This is a genomic window from Mycobacterium sp. NPDC003449 (assembly GCF_053588415.1).
This window is the reverse complement of sequence record NZ_JBSFPX010000037.1, coordinates 1-22,125: the sequence shown is the minus strand read 5'-3', so window position 1 is coordinate 22,125 and position 22,125 is coordinate 1. Positions and strand designations below refer to the sequence as shown.

At 67.8% G+C, this 22,125-nt stretch carries 23 protein-coding genes; 10 read left to right on the top strand and 13 right to left on the bottom strand.

Translation table 11 applies throughout. The annotated features are described in order from the left end of the window. Window positions 1–24 precede the first annotated feature (24 nt). A complete protein-coding gene (locus ACWDTP_RS12675; protein WP_450020091.1) occupies window positions 25–957 on the top strand; it encodes a dihydrodipicolinate synthase family protein in 933 nt (310 codons plus the stop codon). A 23-nt stretch (window positions 958–980) separates the two neighbouring features. On the opposite strand, the gene ACWDTP_RS12670 is transcribed toward ACWDTP_RS12675, so the two are convergent. The 9 genes from ACWDTP_RS12670 to ACWDTP_RS12630 all read right to left on the bottom strand — a co-directional run bounded on the left by ACWDTP_RS12670 (window position 981) and on the right by ACWDTP_RS12630 (window position 10,567). Continuing rightward, window positions 981–2,240 carry a L,D-transpeptidase gene (locus ACWDTP_RS12670; RefSeq protein WP_450020089.1) on the bottom strand — a complete coding sequence of 420 codons (1,260 nt, stop codon included), beginning with the start codon at window positions 2,238–2,240 and terminating at the stop codon, window positions 981–983. Window positions 2,241–2,372: 132 nt separating this feature from the next. Next, entirely contained in the window at window positions 2,373–3,191 is an 819-nt protein-coding gene (locus tag ACWDTP_RS12665; protein WP_450020087.1) for a GntR family transcriptional regulator, read from the bottom strand. Between the two features lie 45 nt (window positions 3,192–3,236). After that, window positions 3,237–4,421 carry a substrate-binding domain-containing protein gene (locus ACWDTP_RS12660; protein ID WP_450020085.1) on the bottom strand — a complete coding sequence of 395 codons (1,185 nt, stop codon included), beginning with the start codon at window positions 4,419–4,421 and terminating at the stop codon, window positions 3,237–3,239. A 30-nt stretch (window positions 4,422–4,451) separates the two neighbouring features. After that, window positions 4,452–5,276 carry an inositol monophosphatase family protein gene (locus tag ACWDTP_RS12655; protein ID WP_450020083.1) on the bottom strand — a complete coding sequence of 275 codons (825 nt, stop codon included), beginning with the start codon at window positions 5,274–5,276 and terminating at the stop codon, window positions 4,452–4,454. Window positions 5,277–5,295: 19 nt separating this feature from the next. After that, a complete protein-coding gene (locus ACWDTP_RS12650) occupies window positions 5,296–6,069 on the bottom strand; it encodes an HAD family hydrolase (protein WP_450020081.1) in 774 nt (257 codons plus the stop codon). Next, window positions 6,059–7,165 carry an ABC transporter ATP-binding protein gene (locus tag ACWDTP_RS12645; protein ID WP_450020079.1) on the bottom strand — a complete coding sequence of 369 codons (1,107 nt, stop codon included), beginning with the start codon at window positions 7,163–7,165 and terminating at the stop codon, window positions 6,059–6,061. The genes ACWDTP_RS12650 and ACWDTP_RS12645 overlap by 11 nt, the downstream gene beginning before the upstream one ends. A gap of 3 nt (window positions 7,166–7,168) precedes the next feature. Further along, window positions 7,169–9,046: an ABC transporter permease gene (locus tag ACWDTP_RS12640; protein ID WP_450020076.1), complete on the bottom strand. Its 1,878-nt coding sequence runs from the start codon at window positions 9,044–9,046 to the stop codon at window positions 7,169–7,171. Window positions 9,047–9,260: 214 nt separating this feature from the next. Continuing rightward, complete coding sequence (locus ACWDTP_RS12635; RefSeq protein ID WP_450020074.1) at window positions 9,261–9,944, bottom strand: hypothetical protein; 684 nt, start codon at window positions 9,942–9,944, stop codon at window positions 9,261–9,263. Beyond that, window positions 9,941–10,567, bottom strand: coding sequence for a TetR/AcrR family transcriptional regulator (locus ACWDTP_RS12630; RefSeq protein ID WP_450020072.1), 627 nt, complete (start codon window positions 10,565–10,567; stop codon window positions 9,941–9,943). Before ACWDTP_RS12630 ends, ACWDTP_RS12635 begins: the two co-directional genes overlap by 4 nt. 96 nt (window positions 10,568–10,663) lie before the next feature. Between ACWDTP_RS12630 and ACWDTP_RS12625 the strand changes: the two genes are divergently transcribed. The 7 genes from ACWDTP_RS12625 (at window position 10,664) to ACWDTP_RS12595 (ending at window position 17,854) form a co-directional block, all read left to right on the top strand. After that, on the top strand, window positions 10,664–11,068 hold the full coding sequence (locus tag ACWDTP_RS12625) for a hypothetical protein (protein WP_450020070.1): 405 nt from the start codon (window positions 10,664–10,666) through the stop codon (window positions 11,066–11,068). Further along, entirely contained in the window at window positions 11,065–12,537 is a 1,473-nt protein-coding gene (locus ACWDTP_RS12620; protein WP_450020068.1) for an FAD-dependent oxidoreductase, read from the top strand. Before ACWDTP_RS12625 ends, ACWDTP_RS12620 begins: the two co-directional genes overlap by 4 nt. Next, window positions 12,512–12,718: a CopG family transcriptional regulator gene (locus ACWDTP_RS12615; RefSeq protein ID WP_450020066.1), complete on the top strand. Its 207-nt coding sequence runs from the start codon at window positions 12,512–12,514 to the stop codon at window positions 12,716–12,718. The genes ACWDTP_RS12620 and ACWDTP_RS12615 overlap by 26 nt, the downstream gene beginning before the upstream one ends. Beyond that, window positions 12,715–13,095: a type II toxin-antitoxin system death-on-curing family toxin gene (locus ACWDTP_RS12610; protein ID WP_450020064.1), complete on the top strand. Its 381-nt coding sequence runs from the start codon at window positions 12,715–12,717 to the stop codon at window positions 13,093–13,095. Before ACWDTP_RS12615 ends, ACWDTP_RS12610 begins: the two co-directional genes overlap by 4 nt. Window positions 13,096–13,147: 52 nt before the next feature. Next, the gene (locus ACWDTP_RS12605; RefSeq protein ID WP_450020062.1) at window positions 13,148–14,767 is read left to right on the top strand and encodes a peptide chain release factor 3; all 1,620 of its coding nucleotides are present in this window, start codon (window positions 13,148–13,150) and stop codon (window positions 14,765–14,767) included. A 171-nt stretch (window positions 14,768–14,938) separates the two neighbouring features. Further along, window positions 14,939–16,399 carry a purine-cytosine permease family protein gene (locus tag ACWDTP_RS12600; protein WP_450020060.1) on the top strand — a complete coding sequence of 487 codons (1,461 nt, stop codon included), beginning with the start codon at window positions 14,939–14,941 and terminating at the stop codon, window positions 16,397–16,399. A 36-nt stretch (window positions 16,400–16,435) separates the two neighbouring features. Continuing rightward, window positions 16,436–17,854: an amidase gene (locus ACWDTP_RS12595; RefSeq protein ID WP_450020058.1), complete on the top strand. Its 1,419-nt coding sequence runs from the start codon at window positions 16,436–16,438 to the stop codon at window positions 17,852–17,854. Window positions 17,855–17,861: 7 nt separating this feature from the next. Here the strand turns inward: ACWDTP_RS12595 and ACWDTP_RS12590 are convergent, their stop codons facing one another. Beyond that, the gene (locus ACWDTP_RS12590) at window positions 17,862–18,755 is read right to left on the bottom strand and encodes a LysR family transcriptional regulator (RefSeq protein WP_450020056.1); all 894 of its coding nucleotides are present in this window, start codon (window positions 18,753–18,755) and stop codon (window positions 17,862–17,864) included. 130 nt (window positions 18,756–18,885) lie between these two features. On the opposite strand from ACWDTP_RS12590, the gene ACWDTP_RS12585 reads away from it, so the two are divergent. Beyond that, window positions 18,886–20,043: an iron-containing alcohol dehydrogenase gene (locus ACWDTP_RS12585; protein ID WP_450020054.1), complete on the top strand. Its 1,158-nt coding sequence runs from the start codon at window positions 18,886–18,888 to the stop codon at window positions 20,041–20,043. An 18-nt stretch (window positions 20,044–20,061) separates the two neighbouring features. On the opposite strand, the gene ACWDTP_RS12580 is transcribed toward ACWDTP_RS12585, so the two are convergent. Beyond that, window positions 20,062–20,442: a type II toxin-antitoxin system death-on-curing family toxin gene (locus ACWDTP_RS12580; RefSeq protein WP_450020052.1), complete on the bottom strand. Its 381-nt coding sequence runs from the start codon at window positions 20,440–20,442 to the stop codon at window positions 20,062–20,064. Beyond that, window positions 20,439–20,636: an antitoxin Phd gene (locus ACWDTP_RS12575; RefSeq protein WP_450020050.1), complete on the bottom strand. Its 198-nt coding sequence runs from the start codon at window positions 20,634–20,636 to the stop codon at window positions 20,439–20,441. The genes ACWDTP_RS12580 and ACWDTP_RS12575 overlap by 4 nt, the downstream gene beginning before the upstream one ends. Window positions 20,637–20,802: 166 nt before the next feature. Here ACWDTP_RS12575 and ACWDTP_RS12570 point away from each other — a divergent pair, with 166 nt between their 5' ends. Further along, on the top strand, window positions 20,803–21,837 hold the full coding sequence (locus ACWDTP_RS12570; protein WP_450020048.1) for a DUF2293 domain-containing protein: 1,035 nt from the start codon (window positions 20,803–20,805) through the stop codon (window positions 21,835–21,837). 30 nt (window positions 21,838–21,867) lie between these two features. Here ACWDTP_RS12570 and ACWDTP_RS12565 read toward each other — a convergent pair. Then, window positions 21,868–22,125 (bottom strand): fumarylacetoacetate hydrolase family protein (locus tag ACWDTP_RS12565; protein ID WP_450020046.1); only part of this gene is annotated, 258 nt, incomplete at its 5' end.

Sequence of the window (22,125 nt, the reverse complement as noted above, 5' to 3'; positions counted from 1 at the left end):
TCCGGCGGACGTTAGGGTGCTCCGATGACGCCATTGACCGCCGATCAGGTCCGAGGGGTGTGGGGGACGTTGTTGCTCCCCATCACCGACGACGACAGCATCGCCTGGGGCCGGCTGGCCGACCAGATCGACGTGCTGGTCGACGCCGGCCTGGACGGCATCTACGCGCACGGCACCGCGGGCGAGTTCCATGCCATCGACGAGGACGAATTCGACCGCGTGAACACGCTTCTCGCGCAGCGGTGCGAGGCGGCGGGCCTGCCGTACCAGATCGGGGCCTCGCATCCGGCTACACCGGTGACGCTGGGCCGGATCCGGCGGGCGGCAGATCTGGGGCCGGGCGCGATCCAGGTGATCCTGCCCGACTGGGTGCCGTTGAACGACGACGAAGTGGTGCGGTTCCTGACCGGTGCGGCCGACACCGCCGGCGGGGTGCCGTTGGTGCTCTACAACCCGCCGCACGCCAAGACGCCGGTGCCGCCGGATCTGCTGGCCCGGGCGGCCGCCGAGGTCCCCCAGCTCATCGGGGTGAAGATGGCCGGGGGTGACGACGCCTGGTACGCGGCCATGGCCGCCGCGGTACCCAAGCTGTCGGTCTTCGTGCCGGGCCATCTGCTCGCCTCCGGCCTGGCAAGGGGCGCGCACGGCAGCTATTCGAACGTGGCGGCCATGTCGCCGCGCGGAGCCGTCGGCTGGTACCGCCTGATGACCAGTGATCCCGCGGCCGCCGCCGACGTCGAACGGCGCATCGGTGAGCTGTTCGGGCGGCACATCGCCCCGTTGCAGGACCGTGGGCTCTCCAACCCGGCCCTGGACAAGTTCCTGGCGACGGTCGGCGGCTGGGCCGACGTCGGCGTCCGGTTGCGTTGGCCGGCGTCCTCGGCGCCGGTGCAGGCGGTCGAACCGGCCCGCACGGACGCGCATCGGCTGCTACCCGAGCTGTTCCCGGCCGCGTAGCCCCCGCTGCGGGCGGCGGCAGGTCACCCGTTGCTCAGCGCGCTGCCTTTGCGCCACTGCGCCCACGGGACGGTCCAGTCGCCGTTGTTATCGGGTTTGAGCGGGTCACCGCCGGTGTTGCGGATCTCGACGATGTCACCGGGCACCGAGAAGTCGAAGAACCACTTGGCGTTCTCGCCGTTGAGGTTCAGGCAGCCGTGGCTGGTGTTCTCTTTGCCCTGAGCCCACACCGTCGCGTTGAGCTGGTGCAGATAGATGCCGTCGATGCTGATGCGGGTGGCCCACGGGATCGTCGTCTTATAGCCCAGCCGCGAGTTGACCGGCAGGCCGTAGGTCGAGGAGTCCATGATCACCGGGTTGGCCTTGTCCATCACGGTGTAGATGCCGCGCGGCGTCCAGAAGCTCATCGTGGTGCCGCCCACCGTCTCGGTGCCACCCATGCCCATCGAGGTCGGCATGGTGCGCACCAGCTTGCCGTTGTCGAAGACGCTGACCTGTTTGGTCCTGTCGTCGGCGATCGAAACGTGCGAGTTACCGATCTTGAACGACACCTTCTCGTCCTGCGCGCCGTACAGGCCGTCGCCGAGCTTGGCTCCGTACAGGGCCGCGTCGACGGTGACCTTGGTGCCCGGGGCGTAGTACTTCTCCGGGCGCCAGTGGGCGGTCTGATCGTCGATCCAGTTCCACGAGCCGACCGTCTTGGGCTCGGTGCTCACCCGCATGCGGCGCTCGGCGGTGGCCTTGTCGGTGATCGGTTCGTCGAAACGGGCCACCACGACCATGCCGACGCCGTAGGTCGCACCGTCCCGCAGCGGCGCGTAGGAGGTGCCGTTGAGGTAGACCCTGGCCTGGTAGCTGGGCGTCAGTGTGCTGAAGGTCGAGGTCTGACGGGTCGGCATGCCGCCGGGGCCGAGGCCGTCGACCGTCATCGTGTACGTACGGCCGTAGCCCAGCGTCGTCGTCGGCTTCCAGGTCTTCGCGTCGGGGGTGAGGACGCCGGGGATGTCCTTGCCCGCGTCGTTGACCATCTTGACGTGGGCGACGGTGCCGGTCGCGGCGGTCACCATGACCCGGGCCAGCGGGTCGATGTCGTCGGCGTCGGGCCCGGGGGTAATGGTGATCCGGGCCGGTTCGGTCGGCGAGGGCTGCGGGGCGCCCTGCGGCGGCGCGGCCACCGTCTGGCAGTGCTCATCACAGCCGGGCAGGGCCGTGACGACGACACCACCCGATACGGCCAGCACCGCGAGTGCGACCGCGAGACAGGCACGGCGAACAGACGTCAAACTGCGCTCCAATGTGGTTCGGCGAGGGCCGTATCGATCGGCGGACCGATCGGGTGCACCAATGGTAACCGGGCCCGGTCAGGTGCGATGCGACGGCTCCTGGGCCGTGGGCGAGTCGTAACCGTGTCGTTGCTATGACCGGCGTCTCTGGTCCGCGGCCTCCGCGCGGTTCGGCTCGTCCCCCGGCGGATCCTCGAGCAGCACTCCGCGCATATGAAAGTGCGTCGGGTGGTAGTAGTTCTCGGAGAAGTTCATATAGGTGCCGCCGGCGTCGTACGCCCACCGCTGCTCACGCAGCAGTGGGGTTCCCTCCGCGATGTCGAGCAGTCGAGCCTCGTGCGCGGTCGCCTGCCACGCACTGACTTCGTATTCGATCCGCCGGGTGTGGTGTCCCCGGCCGCGGAGCACGGCGTCGAGACTGTTGTCGACAAGTCGCTGCGATTCGAAGTCGGCGAGCGGCGCGGGCAGGTGGTTGCCGAGCACCGCGATCGGTGTCGAGGCGGCGAGGCGGAGCCTGTCGATGGCAACCAACTCCGTGCCGACCGGGAAGCCGGTGCGCCGGGACAACGCGCCGTCGGCGGTGACCGGCCACATGGAAATGACTCGCGTCGCGGGATCGCGGTGCGCGGATTTGAGGTCCGAGTACAGGCTGGGACTGGTCAATGACGAGTAGTCGATCGACGGCGCCTGGCTGATCTGGGTGCCCACTCCCGGGACGCGCCGCAGGACGCCCCGGTCGATCAGCTGGCCGGCCGCCCGACGCAGCGTGGTCCGGGCCACATCGAACCCCGCGCACAGCTCGGGTTCGGGTGGCAGAAACTGACCCGGCCGGATGACTCTCCGCCGTAACGCGTCCTCGACCTGCTGGACGATCTGTGAATACAGTGGAATCCCAGAAGCCGCGGCGACCGGTCTGAAGCATTGGGCGAAGTCGACGCGCTCGTCGATCAACCTCACCTCCTCGTCCGACGGATGGTCGCAGGGTAACGGTTCGGTTCAGCGATGCGAACTGCGCCAGAAGTCGTCCCAGTCGGATTTGGTGCGATAGTCGCTGACCAGATCGTCGTTGCGCAGCGGTGCCATCTGTCCGAGGAAGTCCTTGACGTTCGACGGGTCGTCGGGCGCGGGAACTTTCGAGTTGGTCGAGGGCTTACCGTCGGCGAGCTGGAGGGCAAACCCCTCCTGGGTCAGCATGTAGTGAATGAACAGCTTGGCAGCGTTGGGGCTCTCGGTCTTGGCCGCATAGGCGATCGCGGACGGAAATGCCTGCAAGGCCCATGGTTTCATGCCGTCGCACAGGGCCAGGTGGTAGCCCTTCTGCGCGACGTTGCGGAACTTCGCCATCGAGATCGGCCCGAAGCTCGGCTCGGTCTGTCCCGGCGCGCCCACTGCCTCCGATACCTCTTCGTCGGTCTGGGTCAGCTTCGGCTGGTTCTGTGCGAAGCGTTTGAGCCACTCGTGCGCGGCGTCGGGCTGATCGGTCGTGAGATCGGTGCCGTACAGGTCTTTGTAGGCCGTCCGCAACGCCGCATCGTCGTTTAGCGCCATCGAGTTGAACCAGTACGGGTATTTCGGGTTGCTGAGCGGGTCGGCGATCGCGACGCGTCCGGTGAAGTCCTTGTCGGTGAGCTGCCAGATATTGGACACCGGACAGCTGGGGTAGCTCTGATTGTTGTACACCCAGCCCATCGGCCCGTAGTGCACGGTCAGTGGATACTGGTCCTCGGGTTTGATCGAGTCCTTCATATCCCCCGGCACCCAATTGACGAGGACTCCCTGTTGCAACAGTTCGACGGCGAACGTCGGCAGATCCTCATTGACGATCACGTCCCCGATGACGTTGCCCGACTGATCTTCTCGCAACACTTTGTCGATGGCGCCGAGCTCGACCTTGACCCCGGTGGCCTGCAGCCCGTACTTCTCGGCGAACGCCTTCGCGGTGTCGACCACCTTTCCGGTCTGGTCGTAGACCGTGATCGGGGGCTCGGTGCGGGCCGCAGCGATCAGCTTGTCCAGATCGAAACCCTCCTGGGCCTCGTCCGGTTGAAAAGTCGCCTGTGCCAACGGGGCCGACGCATCGTCCGCGGCGGTCTGGCTGGGCGGGGCGCACCCGGCCAGCGCGAGAACCAGGGCGGCGCCCGTGACGACGGCACGGCTGAGCTCGGATCTGATCATGTGCATGTGCCCTCCTGGGGTCGCGGTTGGGTCGGATCAGGCTGAACGCAGCCGGGATCCCTCGAGCATGGTGCGTTCGATCAACGGGAAATCGGCATCGGTGACGTGGGCGTAATAGTCGGGGGCCAGGAAATCACCGCGTGCGGGTTGTTCGTTGCCGTTGCGGTAGGCGCGGTAGCTGCCGCCGGCCAGCTTGAGCAGGAAGCTGCCGGCGGCGACGTCCCAGGGGTTGGTCCCGAAGTTGAATGTGGCGTCGGCCCAGCCCGCGGCCACGTGGGCCAGGCACAACGCGCCGCTGCTGGTATTGCGGACGGCCGAGAAGTCCTTCACGATCGCGCCGTACCGGCGGAGGCTGCGTTCCTCGTCGACGAGGAGGTCGGCGGGCATCGGGTAGTGGGCCAGCACGGTGGCCTGACCGGATGCGGTGAATCCGCGTGACCGGATGGGTTTGCCGTCCAACCGGGCGCCGGTGTCGTCGGCGGTGAAGAGGTTGCGCTGCACGGGGTCGTAGATCACACCCGCGATCACGTCGTCGTCGACCGCGGCCGCGATCGAGACGCACCAGAATGCGATACCGCGGGCGAAGTTCGAGGTGCCGTCGATGGGGTCGACGTACCACGTCGGGCTCTGATCGCCGTGGACGCCGTCCTCTTCCCCGACGATCGTCGAGCCCGGGAAGTCCTCCTGGATGATCTCGCGGATCCGCTGTTCGGCGGCGCGGTCGTAGGTGGTGACGATGTCGTGGATGTCGGCCTTCAGGTCGATGTTCATCTCGTTGCGGAATCCGGTGCGCAGCATGGGTCCGACCGCCAACGCAGCGCGTCGCGCGGTGGCCGAGCAACGGGTGGACAGGTCGGACATGGGAGTGATCCTCTTCGGTTCAGGTGCGGGCACGGTCTGGCAGCCCGGTGGTGATTCGGTCCAGCAGGTCTGCGGGACCGGCGACGACGGCATCGGGGTCGGGCCCGTGGCGGGGGCGCGACTCGGTGCGGCTCGACCGCATCAGAATCGTCGCGGCCACCCCCGCGCGTCGGCCACAGGCGACGTCCCGGCGGTAGGTGTCCCCGACGTACCACGTGGTCGCCGGATCGGCGCCGGCCTGCTCGATGCCGTGCAACAGCAGGCGCGGATCGGGCTTGCGGACACCGACCTCGTCGCTGAAGGCCAGGCCGGCAAACCGCCCGTCGAACCCGTTGTCGGCCAGCACGGTTCGATAGGCCGAGCCGGAGATCGTGTTGCTCACCACGCACACGGCGATACCCGCGCGGTCGCACTCGTCGAGCAGCCGGCCCACTCCTGGCCGCACGATCCGCGTCTCCCAACCGAGACACAGCATGGCGCTCAGCCGGGCCCGGTCACCCGCGATGTGCTCCAGCAGGGCCTGCCCCCAATCGGGCCGGGTGAGCATGGCCCACAGTCGCCGGTCGTCCAGTTCGGCACCGTCGCGGTCCGCGTCTTTCCACGCACTGTGGCGGGCTCGGCCTTCGATCAGTTCGGCTGCCAGCCAGTCGATGTCGGGGAGGTCGGCTTCGTCGACCTCGTCGAGCAACCGCTGGGCGAACGCTCGGGCCCAGCCGTCGGCCGGACCTGTCTCCACGATGACACCGCCCAGATCGAGTGCCAGCAACCGCGGTGTCGTCGCTTCAGCCGGCATCGACACGGTCGCCTTCGGTATCGAAGACGTGGACGTCGTGTGCGGCCACCCGCATCCGCACCTCGTCACCCGGCGCGATCTCTGGCGGGACCGAGGTGGTCGCGAACAGATGACGGTCGTCGCAGACGATCTCCATCGTCCAGCTGCCACCCGTCGGCAGGACGGCGAACACCCTGCCGTCCAGGCACAGTCCAGCGCCGGTGGTGTCCCGGCCGCTCCGTTCGATGCGCACAGATTCCGGGCGGAACCCCAGCGAGCCGGGTCGGGCCGATCCGGTCGCGCGGGCGAGCGCGAACGCATGAGCCGCGGCGATGTGCGGGGCCGGCTCGGCAGCCCCGCCGAGCTCGATGGTGTTGATCGGCGGATTGCCGAGGAATTCCGCGACGAACCGGTTTCGCGGCCGATCGTAGATCTCGGTCGGCGTCCCGATCTGTTGGAGACGGCCCTCGAACAGGACCGCGATGCGCGTCGCCAGCGTCATCGCCTCCCACTGGTCATGGGTGACGAACACCAGGGTTGATCCGAAGTCCTGGTGAATGCGTTTGAGCTCGGCCCGCATCTCCAGGCGCAGCCGCGAGTCGAGGTTCGACAGCGGCTCGTCCAGGAGCATGACGCGCGGGTTCACCGCGAGCATCCGGGCCAGCGCGACCCGCTGTTGCTGCCCGCCGGACAACTGCGACGGGTAGCGGTCGGCGTAGCGGTCGATCCCCATCACGGTCATCACCTCGTCGGCCCGCCGTTGCCGCTCGGCGCGCGCGACCTTGCGCAACCGCAGCCCGTATTCGGTGTTCTTACGGATCGTCATGTGCGGCCACAGCGCGTAGCTCTGGAAAACCAGACCCATCTCGCGACGTTCCGGCGGTACGAACAGTCCGCGTTCGACGGAGTCCAGCACCTGCTCGTCGACCGAAATCGACCCTGCCGTGGGCTGTTCCAGGCCGGCGATCATCCGCAGGGTGGTTGTCTTGCCGCAGCCGGACGGTCCGAGCATGCACATGAAGTCACCGTCGTCGACGGTCAGGTCGAGGTCGTCGACGGCACTCGCCTCGCTGCCCCGGTAGCGCTTGCTGATCCGGCTGAGCTGAATTGTGGGCATCGGTCATCCACCTAGTCCCCGACCGAGGTCGGTCTTCATGGTCTTCTGTATGGCGTAGGTGCCGCCGAACGCGACGGCCGAGACGATCAGCACGACACCGTTGGCTGCCTGCGTGTAGCCGTATTCGACGAGCTTGATGGCGAATGTGGTGAGCACATCCATGCCAGGCACAGCGAGGATCACCACCAGGCTCAGGCTGCGCACCCCGGCGATGAACGGCATGAGCACCCCGGTTGCCAACGCGCGCTTCTGAATTGGCAGCACAATTCCCGCCATGCGACGCCACCACCCCGCCCCGGCGACCTGCGCTGCCTCCTCGGGGTCGGGACCCAGCTGCATCATCGACGAGATGCCGGCCCGCGACGCGAACGGCATCTGCTCGGCCATGTAGATCAGCACGAGGATCGTCGCGGTGCCGTAGAGCGCCGGTATCGGGCCGCGCGGGACGGCGAACAACGACAGATAGGCGACTGCGAACGCGATCCCGGGTACCAGATAAGGCAGGAAGGTCAGTTGGCGCAGGGTCGTGCCGAGCAGCCGGCTGGGTGAGCGGACCACCACATAGCCGACCAGGTTCCCCAGCACACCGGCGGCCACGGCCGCTACCCCGACGATCCAGAAGGTGTTCCAGGTCGCCGACCACACCGCGCCGCTCACCAGTACGCCGTCGGTGAAGCCGGGGGTGTCGAGATCGTGGCCGAACCAGTAGGCGAAGGTGAAGTTGTCCGCGGAGAAGTCGGCGGGCCGGTGCATCAGGGTGGACAGCAACAGCACCGCGACCGGCACCGCGACGCTGATCAGAAACGCACACCCGCACAGCGCGGTCGCGGGCAGGCGCCAGCGGCCGAGCGGGCGGGTCCGGTCCATCGAGCCTTTGCCACCGATGGTGACGAAGCGCCGCGCCTCTTTGAGGAAGTGCACGTCCACCCACAGCGAGAGCAGCCCGATCACGACGATGGCCGCCGCGATCACCGCCGCCGCGCCGTTCTCCCTGGTGGTGATGTTGCGATACAGCGAGGTGGCCAGCACGTTGTAATCCGTTGGCAGACCGAGGATGTAGGTCACCCCGAATTCACCGAGCACCTTGGCCAGGATCAGCGTGGTGGCCGAGATCAGGGCGGGCCGCATGAGCGGCACCACCACGGTCCGCAGCACCGTGAAGTACCGCGCGCCGAGCATCCGGGCCGAGTCTTCGAGCTGCGCGTCGAATCGGGTGAGGGCGTTGCCGAGCAGCAGGATGACGAACGGGGAGAAGTACAGCGTGAAGATGATCGTGATCGGCACGCCGCCGTAGGCGAGCCAGTCGGGCGGGGTCAACCCGATCGATTCCAGCCAGCCGGGCTGCCCACCGGCGATGCGGTTCTTGAAGATCGTGGTCCAGGCCAGTGCGAACGCCCACGTGGGCAGCATGTACGGGACGATCAGCGCGGTACTGAACCAGCGGCGGCCGAACAGGTCCGTCCGGGTGAGCAGCCACGCCAGGACGCCGCCGAGGATCAGGGAGAACACCACCGAACAGGCGCTGACCACCAGGGTGTGCACCAGCGGCCGCCAGAACAGATCGGCCGACACCGGCGAGAGAAACACCCGCCAGAGGTAGTACGACGTCACCGAGCCGGCCGGTCGCTGCACGACGAGCGAGTCTTTGGGGCTGACCGTGACGGCTTGCATCAGCATCGTGACGATCGGCACCGCGATCAGATAGCCGAAGAGCACCAGGGTCAGCAGTCCGATCGCGGTGGTCGGACGTCGCACGGCGATCCGGATCCGGTAGCGCAGCCCGCGACCGCCGTTGACCGGGCGTTGCCGCTCGGCAGGCTCCGCCGGGCGGGCTGCCGTGGCGCCTTCGTCACGAGCGGGCGCCGTTGCTTGTGGGTTCACCTGGTGTCCTCGCCTGCAGGTTCACATTTGTTAAGACATATCGTTTTAGATACCTGTCGGAGAGTATGCGGCACACCGTCGATGTGTCAACAGTCACATTCCGCCGTCGGCGCCGGCGGCGCACAGACCCGGCCGTCAGCCCCGGATCAGCCCATTACCGCGATACGGCAACTGTTTTGGTTGTTCTGTCCAGCCCGCCGCGACCGGGGCGCGATCAGTTGCCGTCGATCGCTTCGAAGCAGTACGCCCGCTCCGGTTGGCTGTAGGACAACGTGACCGGCCCGCACTGCGAGGTGTCGGTGCCGTCGTCGATCCGGTCGGTGACATGCAGCGCACGCACCGGCCCGCCCGCCCTCGAGTTCGCCTGGGCACAGGCCACATGGGTCATGGTGCTCTCGTCGAGGTCGAGCAGGTAGCACTCGCCTTCGCTGAGGTTCATCGCGAAACACCACTGGTCGCCGCCGTCGGTCGGGACGAAGACGAAGTAGCTGCCCTCTGCGGCGGGTTTGCCGTCCGGACACCTGCCCTCGTCGGTCTTGCCGGCGAACTCGTAGACGGCGTCGAGGTCGGAGCAGTCGCTCGACTGCAGTTTGCCCGCGCTGTAATCGTCCGATGTCACGCACTGCCCCTCCGACAGTTGTCCGCCCAGCGTGACGTTGAGCGCGCCGCTGTGCACCAGCACGAGCGCGAGCACACCAACGGCGACCAGGCCGACCACGCACACCGCGGCGATCACGCCCCATATCCAGGCCCGGCTCTTCTGCGGTGGCAGTGGTGGCGGCAGATGACCCGGGTACGGCGGATAGGGCTGTTGCGGCGGACCCCAGGACCCTGGCGGCGGTTGTTGTTGCGGTGGCTGCGGGCCCCACTGGCCGGGCCACTGCGGCGGCTGAGTCATGTCGTTTCCTGTTCCGCGTCTGGTTGCTGCACCGCGGACACCTCCCCCGGTGAGACCAGTGTGTCGCATGCGGGTGTGGGGTGGGTGAGGTAGTGCGCGAGCACCGGGCTCAGCCAGGAGATGAGCGCCTCGTCGTCCATCGCGACCAGTGGCGGCATGGCCAGGATGTAGCGCGACACCGCGACACCGAGTAATTGCGCACCGACGAGCGCCGCGCGTTCGGCCGGTCTGTCAGGCACCACCGCGGCCAGGGCCGGCGCCACCTGTTCGGCGAAGACCGCGAGCAGCGCGTCGGCCGCGGCACGGTTGGTGGCGGCCGCCCGCAGCAGCGGCAAGAACGATCCCTCGGGCGCCCAGACCGTCACGAACATCGGCAGTACGACCGCCGCGACGTCCTGGGGCGCCACCCCCGCCAGGTCGGGGAAGGTGATGTCGAGGCGCGAGGCGGCGCCGAACAGTCCGGCCTTGTTGCCGAAGTAATGCATGACCAGTGCCGGGTCGACGCCGGCCGCTGTGGCGACGGACCTGATCGTGGTGCGTTCGAATCCCCGTTCACCGAACTGCGCCTGGGCCGCGCCAAGGATCGCCGATCGGGTCACGTCCGCATCGCCCTTCGCCGCCATGCCCACCAGGGTATTCAACAACTGTTGACACGCACAATCCGGCGGTCTAGCTTGGTGTTCAACAACCGTTGAATGCCGAGTGCGGAGGGACCGACCATGACCGTCACCGCCATCCAGATCGGCCTGGATCCCGATGTCATCGACTTCGATTCCCCGGACTTCGCCCAGTTTCCCGGCCTGACGCGGGAAGGGCTGCGGGCCGCCAACGACGACAATCTGGCCGGGCTGCGAGCGGCCGGGTACCGCGTCGACAACTGTCTGATCGAGTTCGGCGAGCCGGGCGCGGCCAAAGCCCGGCAGTGGCTGGAGGCCGGCCGCTACGACGCCGTGCTGATCGGCGCGGGCGTGCGGCTGGTGGCCGCCAACACCCTGCTGTTCGAGGCGATCGTCAACACCGCGCACACAACTCAGCCGGGCTGCCGTTTCGTGTTCAACCGCGCCGCCGTCGCCACCCCCGACGACATCGGGCGCTGGTACCCGACCGCGGCGGCGGCCCGATGAACACCGTCGACGTCCTCGTCGTAGGGGCCGGGCCGACCGGGCTGACCGCGGCCGGCGACCTGGCCCGGGCCGGCCGTCGCGTCGTGGTGCTGGAACGCCGGCCCGCGATCAACCCGTCGAGCCGTGCGTTCGCCACCATGGCCCGCACCTTGGAGCTGCTCGACGCCCGCGGCCTGGCCGCGGAGCTGCTGGCATCGGCCCACAAGACGCCGGGGATCACCGTCTTCGGCGGGGCCCGCATCGACCTGACCCAGCTGGACTCGGACTATCCGTTCGCGATGATCACGCCGCAGCCCAATGTGGATCAGGCGCTGGGCCGCTACGCCGTCGGGCAGGGCGCCCAGGTGCGGCGCGGGGTCGAGGTCGTCGCGCTCGATCAGGACGCCGACGGTGCGACGGTGACGGCCCGGCCAGGCGAGGGCGGTGGCCCGACGCGGTATCGGGCCCGCTACGTGATCGGTGCCGACGGCGCGCACAGCACGGTCCGCGGATTAGTCGGCGCGGACTTCCCGGGCAGAACGATCCTGTCCTCGATCGTGCTGGCCGATGTGAAGCTCACGTGCGGGCCGACCGGTGGCGGGCTGACACTCGGCTCCACCCGCGACGTGTTCGCGTTCCTGGCCCCCTACGGCCGGTCGGATGACGACGGCGCCTGGTTCCGCACGATGGTGTGGGACCGGCACCATCAGGTGCCCGACAGCGAGCCGGTCGAGGCGGCCGAGATCATCGACGTCCTCGGCCGGGCGATGAACGCCGACCTCGGGGTGGCCGAGATCGGCTGGCATTCCCGATTCCACTGCGACGAACGGCAGGTCGCCGACTACCGGCATGGCCGGGTGTTGCTGGCCGGCGACGCCGCGCATGTGCACTCGCCGATGGGCGGGCAGGGCATGAACACCGGGATCCAGGACGCGGCGAACCTGGCCTGGAAACTCGACGCGGTACTGGGCGGCGCTCCCGATACGGTGCTCGACACCTACCAGGCCGAGCGGCATCCGATCGGCAGGCGGGTGTTGCGGCAGTCCGGCCTGATGGCCCGCGGCGTCACGCTGCGCCCGCGGGCGGCCCGGTGGATCCGCGATCTCGTTGCGCCGCGGCTGCTTCGGATACCCCGGGTGCGCGACGCCGTCGCGGGCAGCTTCTCCGGAACGGGGCTGCGGTACGGCACCGGCGGACCTGTGGGCACCCGGGCCGCCCGGATCCCGCTGGCCGACGGCTCGCTCTCCGCGCTGCAGCGGAGGCCGGGATTCGTGTTGATCCGCGAGCGCGGCGCGCGGCCGGCGGAGTTCGCCGGGCTGCAGTCCGAACGCACCGACGACGGCCCCGCGATGCTGGTCCGGCCCGACGGCTATGTGGCCTGGACCGGCAGGTCGGCGGACCAACACGGGTGGGACGCGGCCCTGGAGCAATGGACGGGTGGTATCACGGCGGTATCATTACGTGATGGGTATGACGCTGCGCACCAGTGACGAGCAGACCGAAGCGTTGCGCCGGCAGGCCATCGCCGAGGGTCGGTCGATGCAGGCGGTCGCGCTGTCTGCGATCGACGAGTACATCGCCCGCCGCGCCCACAAGGCCAAGGTCGACGCGGCGGTGCGGCGCGTCGTCGCCGAGGAGGCCGGGGTTCTGGAGCGCCTCAAAGACGCATGATCGAGTACCTCGATCTCGAAGACCTGCTGGAGATCGCCCGTCATGCCGTCGGACGGCAGGTGTCGGTGCGGGACTACGGCCTGCTCGAGTCGGCGTTGGCGCGGCCATCCGCCTCGGTGTTCGGTGCCGACGCCTACCCCGATCTCCATCTCAAGGCCGCCGCGCTGATGCAGTCGCTGGCGCGCAACCATGCCCTGGTTGACGGGAACAAACGGCTCGCCTGGGCGGCCTGCCTGACCTTTCTGGCCATCAACGGGCAGCGGATCAACGCCCCGGAAGACGATCGCTTCTTTTTCGTCATCCGAGTCGCCACGGGAGCCGAATCGGAGGTGGCTCCCATCGCCGAGGAACTGCGCGCATGGAGCGCGCGGCGCTGAATCCGGCCGATTACCGATTCGGCCCGGTTCGCCAATACCATGGCCAGTCGATATGACCGACAACGCCGTTAACATCACGGGCACCCCGCCATCTCGCCGCATCATCACCGAAGCGGGCCGCCGCCGCACCTTCGCCGTCATCAGCCACCCCGACGCCGGCAAGTCGACGCTGACCGAGGCGCTGGCTCTGCACGCCCGGGTGATCACCGAGGCGGGCGCCATCCACGGCAAGGCCGGGCGACGCTCCACGGTGTCGGACTGGATGGAGATGGAGAAGGCCCGCGGCATCTCGATCACCTCGACCGCGCTGCAGTTCCCCTACCGCGACTGCGTCATCAATCTGCTCGACACCCCCGGCCACGCCGATTTCTCCGAGGACACCTACCGGGTGCTGACCGCCGTCGACTCCGCGGTGATGCTCATCGACGCGGCGAAAGGCCTTGAGCCCCAGACTCTCAAGCTGTTCCAGGTGTGCAAGCACCGGGGGATCCCGATCATCACGGTGATCAACAAGTGGGACCGCCCCGGCCGGCACGCCTTGGAGCTGGTGGACGAGATCCAGCAGCGGATCGGGCTGCGGCCCACCCCCTTGACCTGGCCGGTCGGCATCGCCGGGGACTTCAAGGGCGTGCTGGACCGCCGCGGCGGACAGTTCATCCGGTTCACCCGCACCGCCGGCGGTGCCACCGCGGCGCCCGAGGAACACATCGCCGCCGCCGAGGCGCACGACGCCGCGGGCGTGGACTGGGATACCGCGGTCGAGGAGTCCGAGCTGCTGTCGGTCGACGGTGCCGACTACGACCGTGACGCGTTCCTGTCCGGGGAGGCCTCGCCCACACTGTTCACCTCGGCGGCGTTGAACTTCGGGGTGAACCAGCTGCTCGATGTGCTCGTCGAGCTGGCGCCGCCGCCGGCCGGCGCGGTGGATGTCGACGGGACCCGCCGGGCGGTCGAATCCCCGTTCAGCGCTTTCGTTTTCAAGGTGCAGGCCGGGATGGACTCCGCGCACCGCGACCGCATCGCCTACGCCAGGGTGTATTCCGGGACGTTCGAGCGTGGTGAGGTCCTCACCCACGCCGCCACCGGCAAGCCGTTCGTCACCAAGTACGCGCAGTCCGTGTTCGGCCAGCAGCGCTCCACACTCGACGACGCCTGGCCGGGGGATGTGATCGGGCTGGCCAACGCCGCCGCGCTGCGCCCCGGCGACACGCTGTATCGCGATGCGCCCGTGCACTATCCGCCGATCCCGAGCTTCTCCCCCGAGCATTTCGCGATCGCCCGCAACGCCGACCCCAGCAAGCACAAGCAGTTCCGGCGCGGTATCGAGCAACTGGAGCAGGAAGGCGTCGTGCAGGTGCTGCGCTCGGACAAGCGCGGAGAGCAGGCCCCGGTGTTCGCCGCCGTCGGCCCGATGCAGTTCGAGGTGGCCACCCATCGGATGGCCGCCGAACTGAGCGCACCGATCACGCTGGAATCGCTGCCGTACCAGGTCGCGCGGATCGTCGACCCCGAGGACGCCGAGTTCGTCAACCGGCAGGTCTCGGCCGAGGTGCTGACCCGCACCGACGGGGTCATGCTGGTGCTGTTCTCCACACCGTGGCGGCTGGAGGGCTTCCAGCGCGACAACCCAGACATCACGCTGCGCTCGCTGGTGGCGGCCGCCGAGGGCTGACACCGGCCTGGCCCGAAATGCCTTGCCGTGCATAAACGAGTAAGCGCATCGCGCATCGACGTGCATCTATGCACTTCCATGTGCAGCACTGTCCGTTGACTAACCCCCATACGCGGGTTGAGATGTTGGGCACACCGGATCGGCCATCAGTCGCGAGATAAGGATCATGCGTTGAGCTTCAGCGGTTATTTTCAGGGGCCTGCCACCAGCCTCGACGATCAGATCGAGAGCTACGCGACGACGCGCGTCCCGGACAGTCAGCGCTGGCGCCGGCCGGCCATCCTGCTGGTCCTCACCGGCAATGTCACCGCGATGTTCTGGTTCGCCCTCGGCGGCCAGATGGGCTTTCTGGTCGGGTGGCCGACGCTGCTCATACCGATCGCCTACATGGTCATCGGCGCCACCATCGTCGGCGCCCTGGTGATGAGGATCGCCAGCCAGGAGGGCCTGTCGTTGCCGCTGCTGTCCCGCGGGCTCGGTTTCGGCGCGCGGGGTTCGGCGGTCGCGTCCTTCGTCTACGCGGTGAACTACGTCTTCTATTTCATCTTCGAAGGCAGCATCGTCTCGCACGGGCTCAGCGAAATCGTAGGGATACCCATCAATTCGGCGGGCGCCAGTGTGGTGTTCGGCATCGTCGCGCTCATCGCGCTGTACTACTCCTGGCGCGGTATGCACTCGATGAACATCTTGCAGCGTTTCGGCATGCCGATCTTCCTGATCCTCTTCGTGGTCGGCATGGTCATGCTCGCCAACGGCTATGTACTGGTCGGGCCCGGGGAATGGGCAGTTGAGGACGGCGTCACGGCGACGGCGATGTGGCAGGCGCTGAGCCTGGCCAATGGGCAGGTGGTGTTCCAGGCGCTGATCGCCACCGACTACGGCCGGTTCGTGAAGCGGACGGTGTCCTATGCGGGGACCGCGGGCGTGATGCTGGTCGAGTTGCTGATGATCGCCGTCGTCATGGTGCTCGGCGTGTTCCTCGGCTTCACGATGATCTCGCATTTCGACGGCAGCCGCGCCGAACAGGAGCTCTCCGCCACGGATCCCGGTTTGATCTTCGCGGTCGTGATGGGCGTCCTCGGCGTGATATTCGCGATCCTGACCCAGGTGCGGATCAACGTGATGAACCTGTACTCGGGTTCACTGGCCCTGTCCAACGCCTGGGATGTGCTCTCCCCGAAACGGATTGGCCGTCAATGGTGGATGGTGCTCCTGGTCGGGCTGGGTGTGGTGCTCTATCCGATCAACGTGCTGCAGTACACCGACAAGTTCCTCGCCGTCACCGGCATCATGACGAACACCTGGATCTTCATCCTGCTCAGCGATTACTTCGTCTGCCGCAAACTGTTCAAACTCGCCCCGAGCAGCCAGATCGAGTTCCGCGAGAGCCGGGTCAAGGATTGGAACATGTGTGGGATGGCGGCGCTGGCCGCGGGCCTGGCCGTGGGTGCGCTCGGGGTGTTCGGCGCCTATCCGCTGCACTTCGCCTCGTTCGCGGCCATGCTGGTGGGGCCGATCGTGTACATCCCGCTCACGGTTCTCTCCAGAGGCTCGCAGTATGGTGCGCCAGGGCCCGCCTCCGAGGATGAACTGCCCGACGGGCGGCACCCGGTCGCAGAGGCCATCGAGTGACAGCGAAAAAGATTCAGGTACAGGGAGATTGACGCTATGACGGACAACGATTCGGCAGCCGGGCTGCACTACCGGGAGATCTGCGAACTGGTGGAGCTGCTGGCCGGCGGGGATGTCACCTCGCGCCAGCTGACCGAACTGACGCTCGACCGGATCGCCTCGGTGGACCAGCGGATCGGGGCGTATGCGTTCGTGGCGGCGGATGAAGCCATGGCCCAGGCCGCGCAATCCGACGAACGGCGCAAAACCGGCACTGCCCGCGGCCCCCTCGACGGGATTCCGTTGGCCATCAAGGACATCTACGATAAGGCCGGGTGGCGCACCGAGGCAGGCATGGCCATCCGCGCGGGGCAGGTAGCCGAGACCACCGCGACGGTGGTCGAGCGACTCGAGCAGGCCGGCGCCGTCATCGTCGGCAAGGTACACACCACCGAGGGGGTGTACACCGAGCACACGCCCCCGTTCAAGGCCCCGCTGAACCCGTGGGATTCGAGTCGTTGGGTCGGCGTGTCATCCAGTGGCAGCGGCGTCGCGCCCGTCGCGGGACTGTGTTTCGGCGCGCTCGGATCCGACACCGGCGGGTCGATCCGGATGCCGTCGGCCTCCAATGGTGCGACCGGCCTGAAGCCGACCTGGGGCCGGTCCAGCCGGGCGGGCGTCGTCGAACTCGCGGCGACGCTCGACCACGTGGGCCCGATCTGCCGTTCGGCTCGCGACGCCGGCCTGGTGCTGGGTGCCATCGCCGGAGCCGATCCCCGCGACCCGACCGCGTCGTTGCGGCCCGTCCCGCGGTTCGACACCGAGGCGCCGGCCTCGCTGACCGGGGTGCGGATCGGTATCGACCCGGAATGGAGCTACCGCGATGTGAGCGCCGACGTCGAGAAGGCCCACCGGGAGGCCGAGCAGACGCTGCGCGACCTTGGCGCCGATCTGGTACCGGTCACCTTGCCCGATCCGACCGAGGCCATCACCGACTGGTTCGGGGTGTGCGCCGTGCAGACCGCACGCGCGCACCGTGGGCTCTACCCGGAGCACAAGGACAGCTACGGGCCCGCGCTGAGCGAGCTCATCGAACTCGGAATCTCGATGTCCGGCATCGATTACGACGTCCTGCTCCAGCGCCGGGTGGTCTTCAAAGGCGAGATGGAGACGGCACTGGCGCAGGTGGATTCGGTGTTGATCCCGGCGCTGCCGTTCATCGCCCCACCGGTCGAGAAGATGATCCGGATGGACGAGGAGACCACTGCGGGCGTGCACCGGTTCACGGTGCCGTTCACCCTCTCACAGCTGCCGACCATCACCTTCCCCGGCGGCTTCACCACGACAGAAGCCGGCCACCCGTTCCCGGTCGGCCTGCAGATGGTCGGCAGCGCCTTCGACGAGCGCCGGCTCGTCGACGTGGTCGGCGCCTTCCAGGCCGTGACACCGTGGAACAAGCGGCATCCCGCCGTGTGAGCTGTCGCTAGTCGGCCTGGGTCAGGTATGGGTTGGCCGCCACCGCCGAGCGCAGAAACTGTGCGACCGCCCGTACCCGGCCGAGCTGCTGCAATTCACGCGGGATGACCAGCCAGTAGTTGCGCCGCACCGAAAATGACTGCGGCAGAACCGGGTTCAGCGACGTGTCCGGGCCGCCGACATATTCCGGGAGTGGTGCGACGCCGAGCCCGCTGCGGGCCGCGGTCCAGTGGCCGGTGATGTTGTTGGTCTGGATCGCCACTCGCTGCTTGTGCGGCAGGTATTCGAGGATCCGCAACGGTGCCACGTCGAGCAGCGCGTCGATGTACCAGATCAGCGTGTGGTTGGTCAGGTCGGTCAATTCCGTTATCGGCGGCGCCGCGTCCAGGTACTGCGGCGCGGCGTACAGACGCAGGTCGTAGCCGGCCAGGTGGTGCACGTGGACTGCGCGGGGCGGGGGCTCTTCGAGGGTCACCGCGATGTCGAACTGCCGGGCGGACAGCGAACCGCGTTCCGTGGCGGTGGCGAGCTCGACATCCAGATGGGGATGCGTCCGCCGCAACTCGACCAGTCGCGGTGCCACGACGAAGGCGCCGAACCCGTCCGGAGTCGCCAACCGCACCGTGCCGGTGAGTGGCCCGGCCGCGGATGTTCGCGCGTCGTATGCGGCGACCACGGCCGATTCCACCGACTCCGCACGCGGCAGCAGATCCGCGCCGGCCTCCGTGAGATTCCATCCTCCCGGCAAGCGGTCGAAAAGCCGTTCGCCGAAGGACTTTTCAAGCGCGGCAATTCTCCGCCCGACCGTAGTATGGTCCACCCCCAGGTTGCGGGCGGCCTCGTTGAGCCGGCCCGTGCGGGCGACTTCGAGGAAAAACCGCAGGTTGTCGGCGCTGAACATGCCCATCAAGCTACACGTGCAATTGTGCACGCGCATGTGCACCATTGGCCGTTGACTCGTGCACGAATGAGAAACAAGCATGAGTGCACGGCCAACGCCACTCAGCCACACAACAAGTGAGGACGGACTCATGACTGTCGACATCGCGCTCCCCCGGGTCGCCAAGTTCGGCGCCGGGTCGCTCGACGACCTGGGCACCGTGGTCGCTCAACTCGGCATCCACCGACCGCTGCTGGTCACCGACCGCTACCTCACCGAGACGGGTCAGGCCGAACGGCTCGTGAAGAACCTGCAGGCCGCGGGGGCCGATGTCGCCGTTTTCTCCGGCACCGTGCCCGATCCCACGGTGACCTCCCTGGCGGACGGGCTGGCCCTCGCCAGGTCCCACGACGCCGACGGAATCATCGGTTTCGGAGGAGGCAGCCCGATGGACACCGCCAAGGCATTCGCGGTGTTGTCGGCCAACGGCGGTGACATCGCGTCGTACAAGGCACCCAGCAGCTACGCGGGCCCGGCGCTGCCGATCGTGGCGGTCCCGACGACGGCCGGAAGCGGTTCGGAGGCAACCCAGTTCACCGTCATCACCGACGGCGAGACCGACGAGAAGATGTTGTGCCCCGGCTTGTCCTTCCTGCCGGTCGCCATCGTCGTCGACTTCGAACTGACCGTGTCGATGCCGGCCCGCCTCACCGCCGATACGGGCGTGGACGCGCTCACCCACGCCATCGAGGCCTATGTCAGCCGACGGGCCAGCCCATTCACCGATGCACTCGCACTGGCGGCGATGAAGTCCATCTCCAGGCACGTCCGCCGGGCCTACACCGACGGCGCCGACCGCGAGGCGCGCGAGGCCATGATGCTGGCCTCCACCCAGGCGGGTATGGCGTTCTCGAACTCCAGCGTCGCACTGGTGCACGGGATGAGCCGCCCGATCGGCGGTCATTTCCACGTCGCGCACGGGCTGTCCAACGCCATGCTGCTGCCCGCGGTCACCAAGTTCTCGATCGACTCCGCAGTCGACCGCTACGCCGACTGCGCGCGGGCCATGGGCATCGTCGCCGAATCCACCGAGGATCGCCGGGCGGCAAGCGCTTTGGTGTCCGAGCTCGAACAGCTCTGCGTCGATGTCGAGGTGCCCACCCCACGGGCCTACGGTATCGACAAGGGGGACTGGGAGTCGCGTCTGGACACCATGGCGGCGCAGGCACTGGCCTCCGGGTCACCGAACAACAACCCACGGATCCCCACCCACGACGAGATCGTGGAGCTCTATCGCGAAATCTACTGAGGCGCCCGGCGCCGCTACCTATCGCGCCGCGAACCCGGCGAGCGAGGCCGCGATATCGGCGACGTCGCGGTCCTGGGTCGCCGCGTCGTTCATCAGATCCTCCGCCCGATCGACATCAAAGTCGACGGCCAGCTCAATCCCGTTGATGTGCAGGAACGTCCACGCCGCCGCCCAGGCGGTGCGCTTGTTTCCATCGACCAATGCAGGATTGCGTGCCAGCGACTGCAACAGCGCAGCGGCCTTATCCCACAGTTCCGGATATGCGTCGACACCGAACACGGTCGCCTGTGGTCGAGCCACCGCGGCGTCAAGCAAGCCGTAGTCACGCACCGTCAGCTCACCGCCAAACGCAATCGACCCCGCTATGAGGACATCCTCGCGATCGAGGTAGTCGGTCACGCCAGACGCCGGTTGAGCTCAGCCGAACGTTCGGCGACGACACGCGCCGCCTCGGCGACCCTGCGCTTGTGCATGCTGGCACGCTCCAGCACAGCCGCGCGCGCAAACTTCTTCAGTGACAGGTCGTCGGCCTGGGCGGCCGCACGGATCTGCTCCATCTCCGCGTCGTCAAAGTCGATATTCAGCGAGGGCATGTCACCACGATACCGGATTAGGTACCATAACAGGTACCAACTTGGATACCCGGCTTCGACGCGCCGGCTACACCTCGAGAAGCCGCACACTCGCCACAGGCGGCCGCGCGCGACATGGGTCGACACCTCGGCCTGACCCGCAGACACCGGGTTAACCTGTTCCGATATGGCCCAGTCGAAACTCGAACAACGCGTCGAGCAGGCCGCCGAATCCGCCCTCGACGCGCAGCGGTACGTGAGCGCGATCGATATCCTGCTCGGCTTGGGCTGGCTCGCACCGTCCCACCTGCACCAGTGGCGCTACGGCCGCCTCGACACGCTGGAAGACGTCATCGCCACCAACCCCAACAAGGTCACGGCGGCGTTGGATGCGTTTCAACGGTGGGCGCGCAGCCGCGGCCTGGACACCTCCGAGACCGACTACGTCAGCCAGACCCGGGACCGTCGTCGGCTGCGGTTCACCATCGACGGGAACGACCAGATCGAGCAGGTGTACCGAACGCATTGGGTGTCAAGGGATCTCGATAGGCATTCGATCGAACGGCAGAGTAAACCGCCGGATCTTGTGGTGATCATCGCGACCAAGGACTGGACCTGCGCATCCTGCGGCGGGACCGGTGACATCCTGTCCATGGAGGATGCGGGCCCGCTGTGTCTGGACTGCGCCGACTTCGGCCATCTGGAGTTCCTGCCCGCGGGTGACGCCGCGCTGACGCGGCGAGCCAAGAAGGCCAGCACGCTGTCCGCGGTCGTGGTGAGGTGGAATCGCTCACGCAAACGCTATGAACGTCAAGGGATTCTGGCCGAACCCGAGGCCATCGGTCGTGCCGAACAAGAATGCCTGTCCGACGCCGAAGTCCGCGCCCGCCGCCGGGAACGCGACCAGGCGCGGCGCGCCGACGACGACATTCGTTTCCAGGCGGAATTCGCCGAGGCGATCCGCTCCCAGTTCCCGCGCTGCCCCACCGATCGAGCCGAGGCGATCGCCCGCCACGCGGCGACCCGGAGCAGCGGCCGGGTCGGACGCAGCGCAGCCGGACGTGCGCTCGATCCGAATGCGGTGCGCCTGGCCGTCGCGGCCTCGGTACGTCACGAGGACACCGACTATGACGAATTGCTGATGTCGGGCACCGACCGCGAGGCGGCGCGGGATCGCGTGTACGACGCCATCGAGACCGTGCTCGACTCCTGGCGGTCCTAGCGTCGCGCACCGGTGCCCGTGGGTCGGACGTCAGATCACAGGCGTGACCAACTCCCCGATCCCGGCGATCTCCACCCGCGCCGTGCCCGCGGGCCGCAACACCGCGGCGGCTTCGCCGCCGGGCTTGCGATAGTCCGGGGTCCCCAACAGGAAGATGTCGCCGGGGTGCAGCGTGAACTGCTGCGATGCCCAGCAGACCAGGTCTTCGGGGCCGACATGGGCCGCGGACACCGGCTCGGCCTGCACCAGCCGCCCATCGACCCAGGTCCTGATGAGCACCTCGTCCCA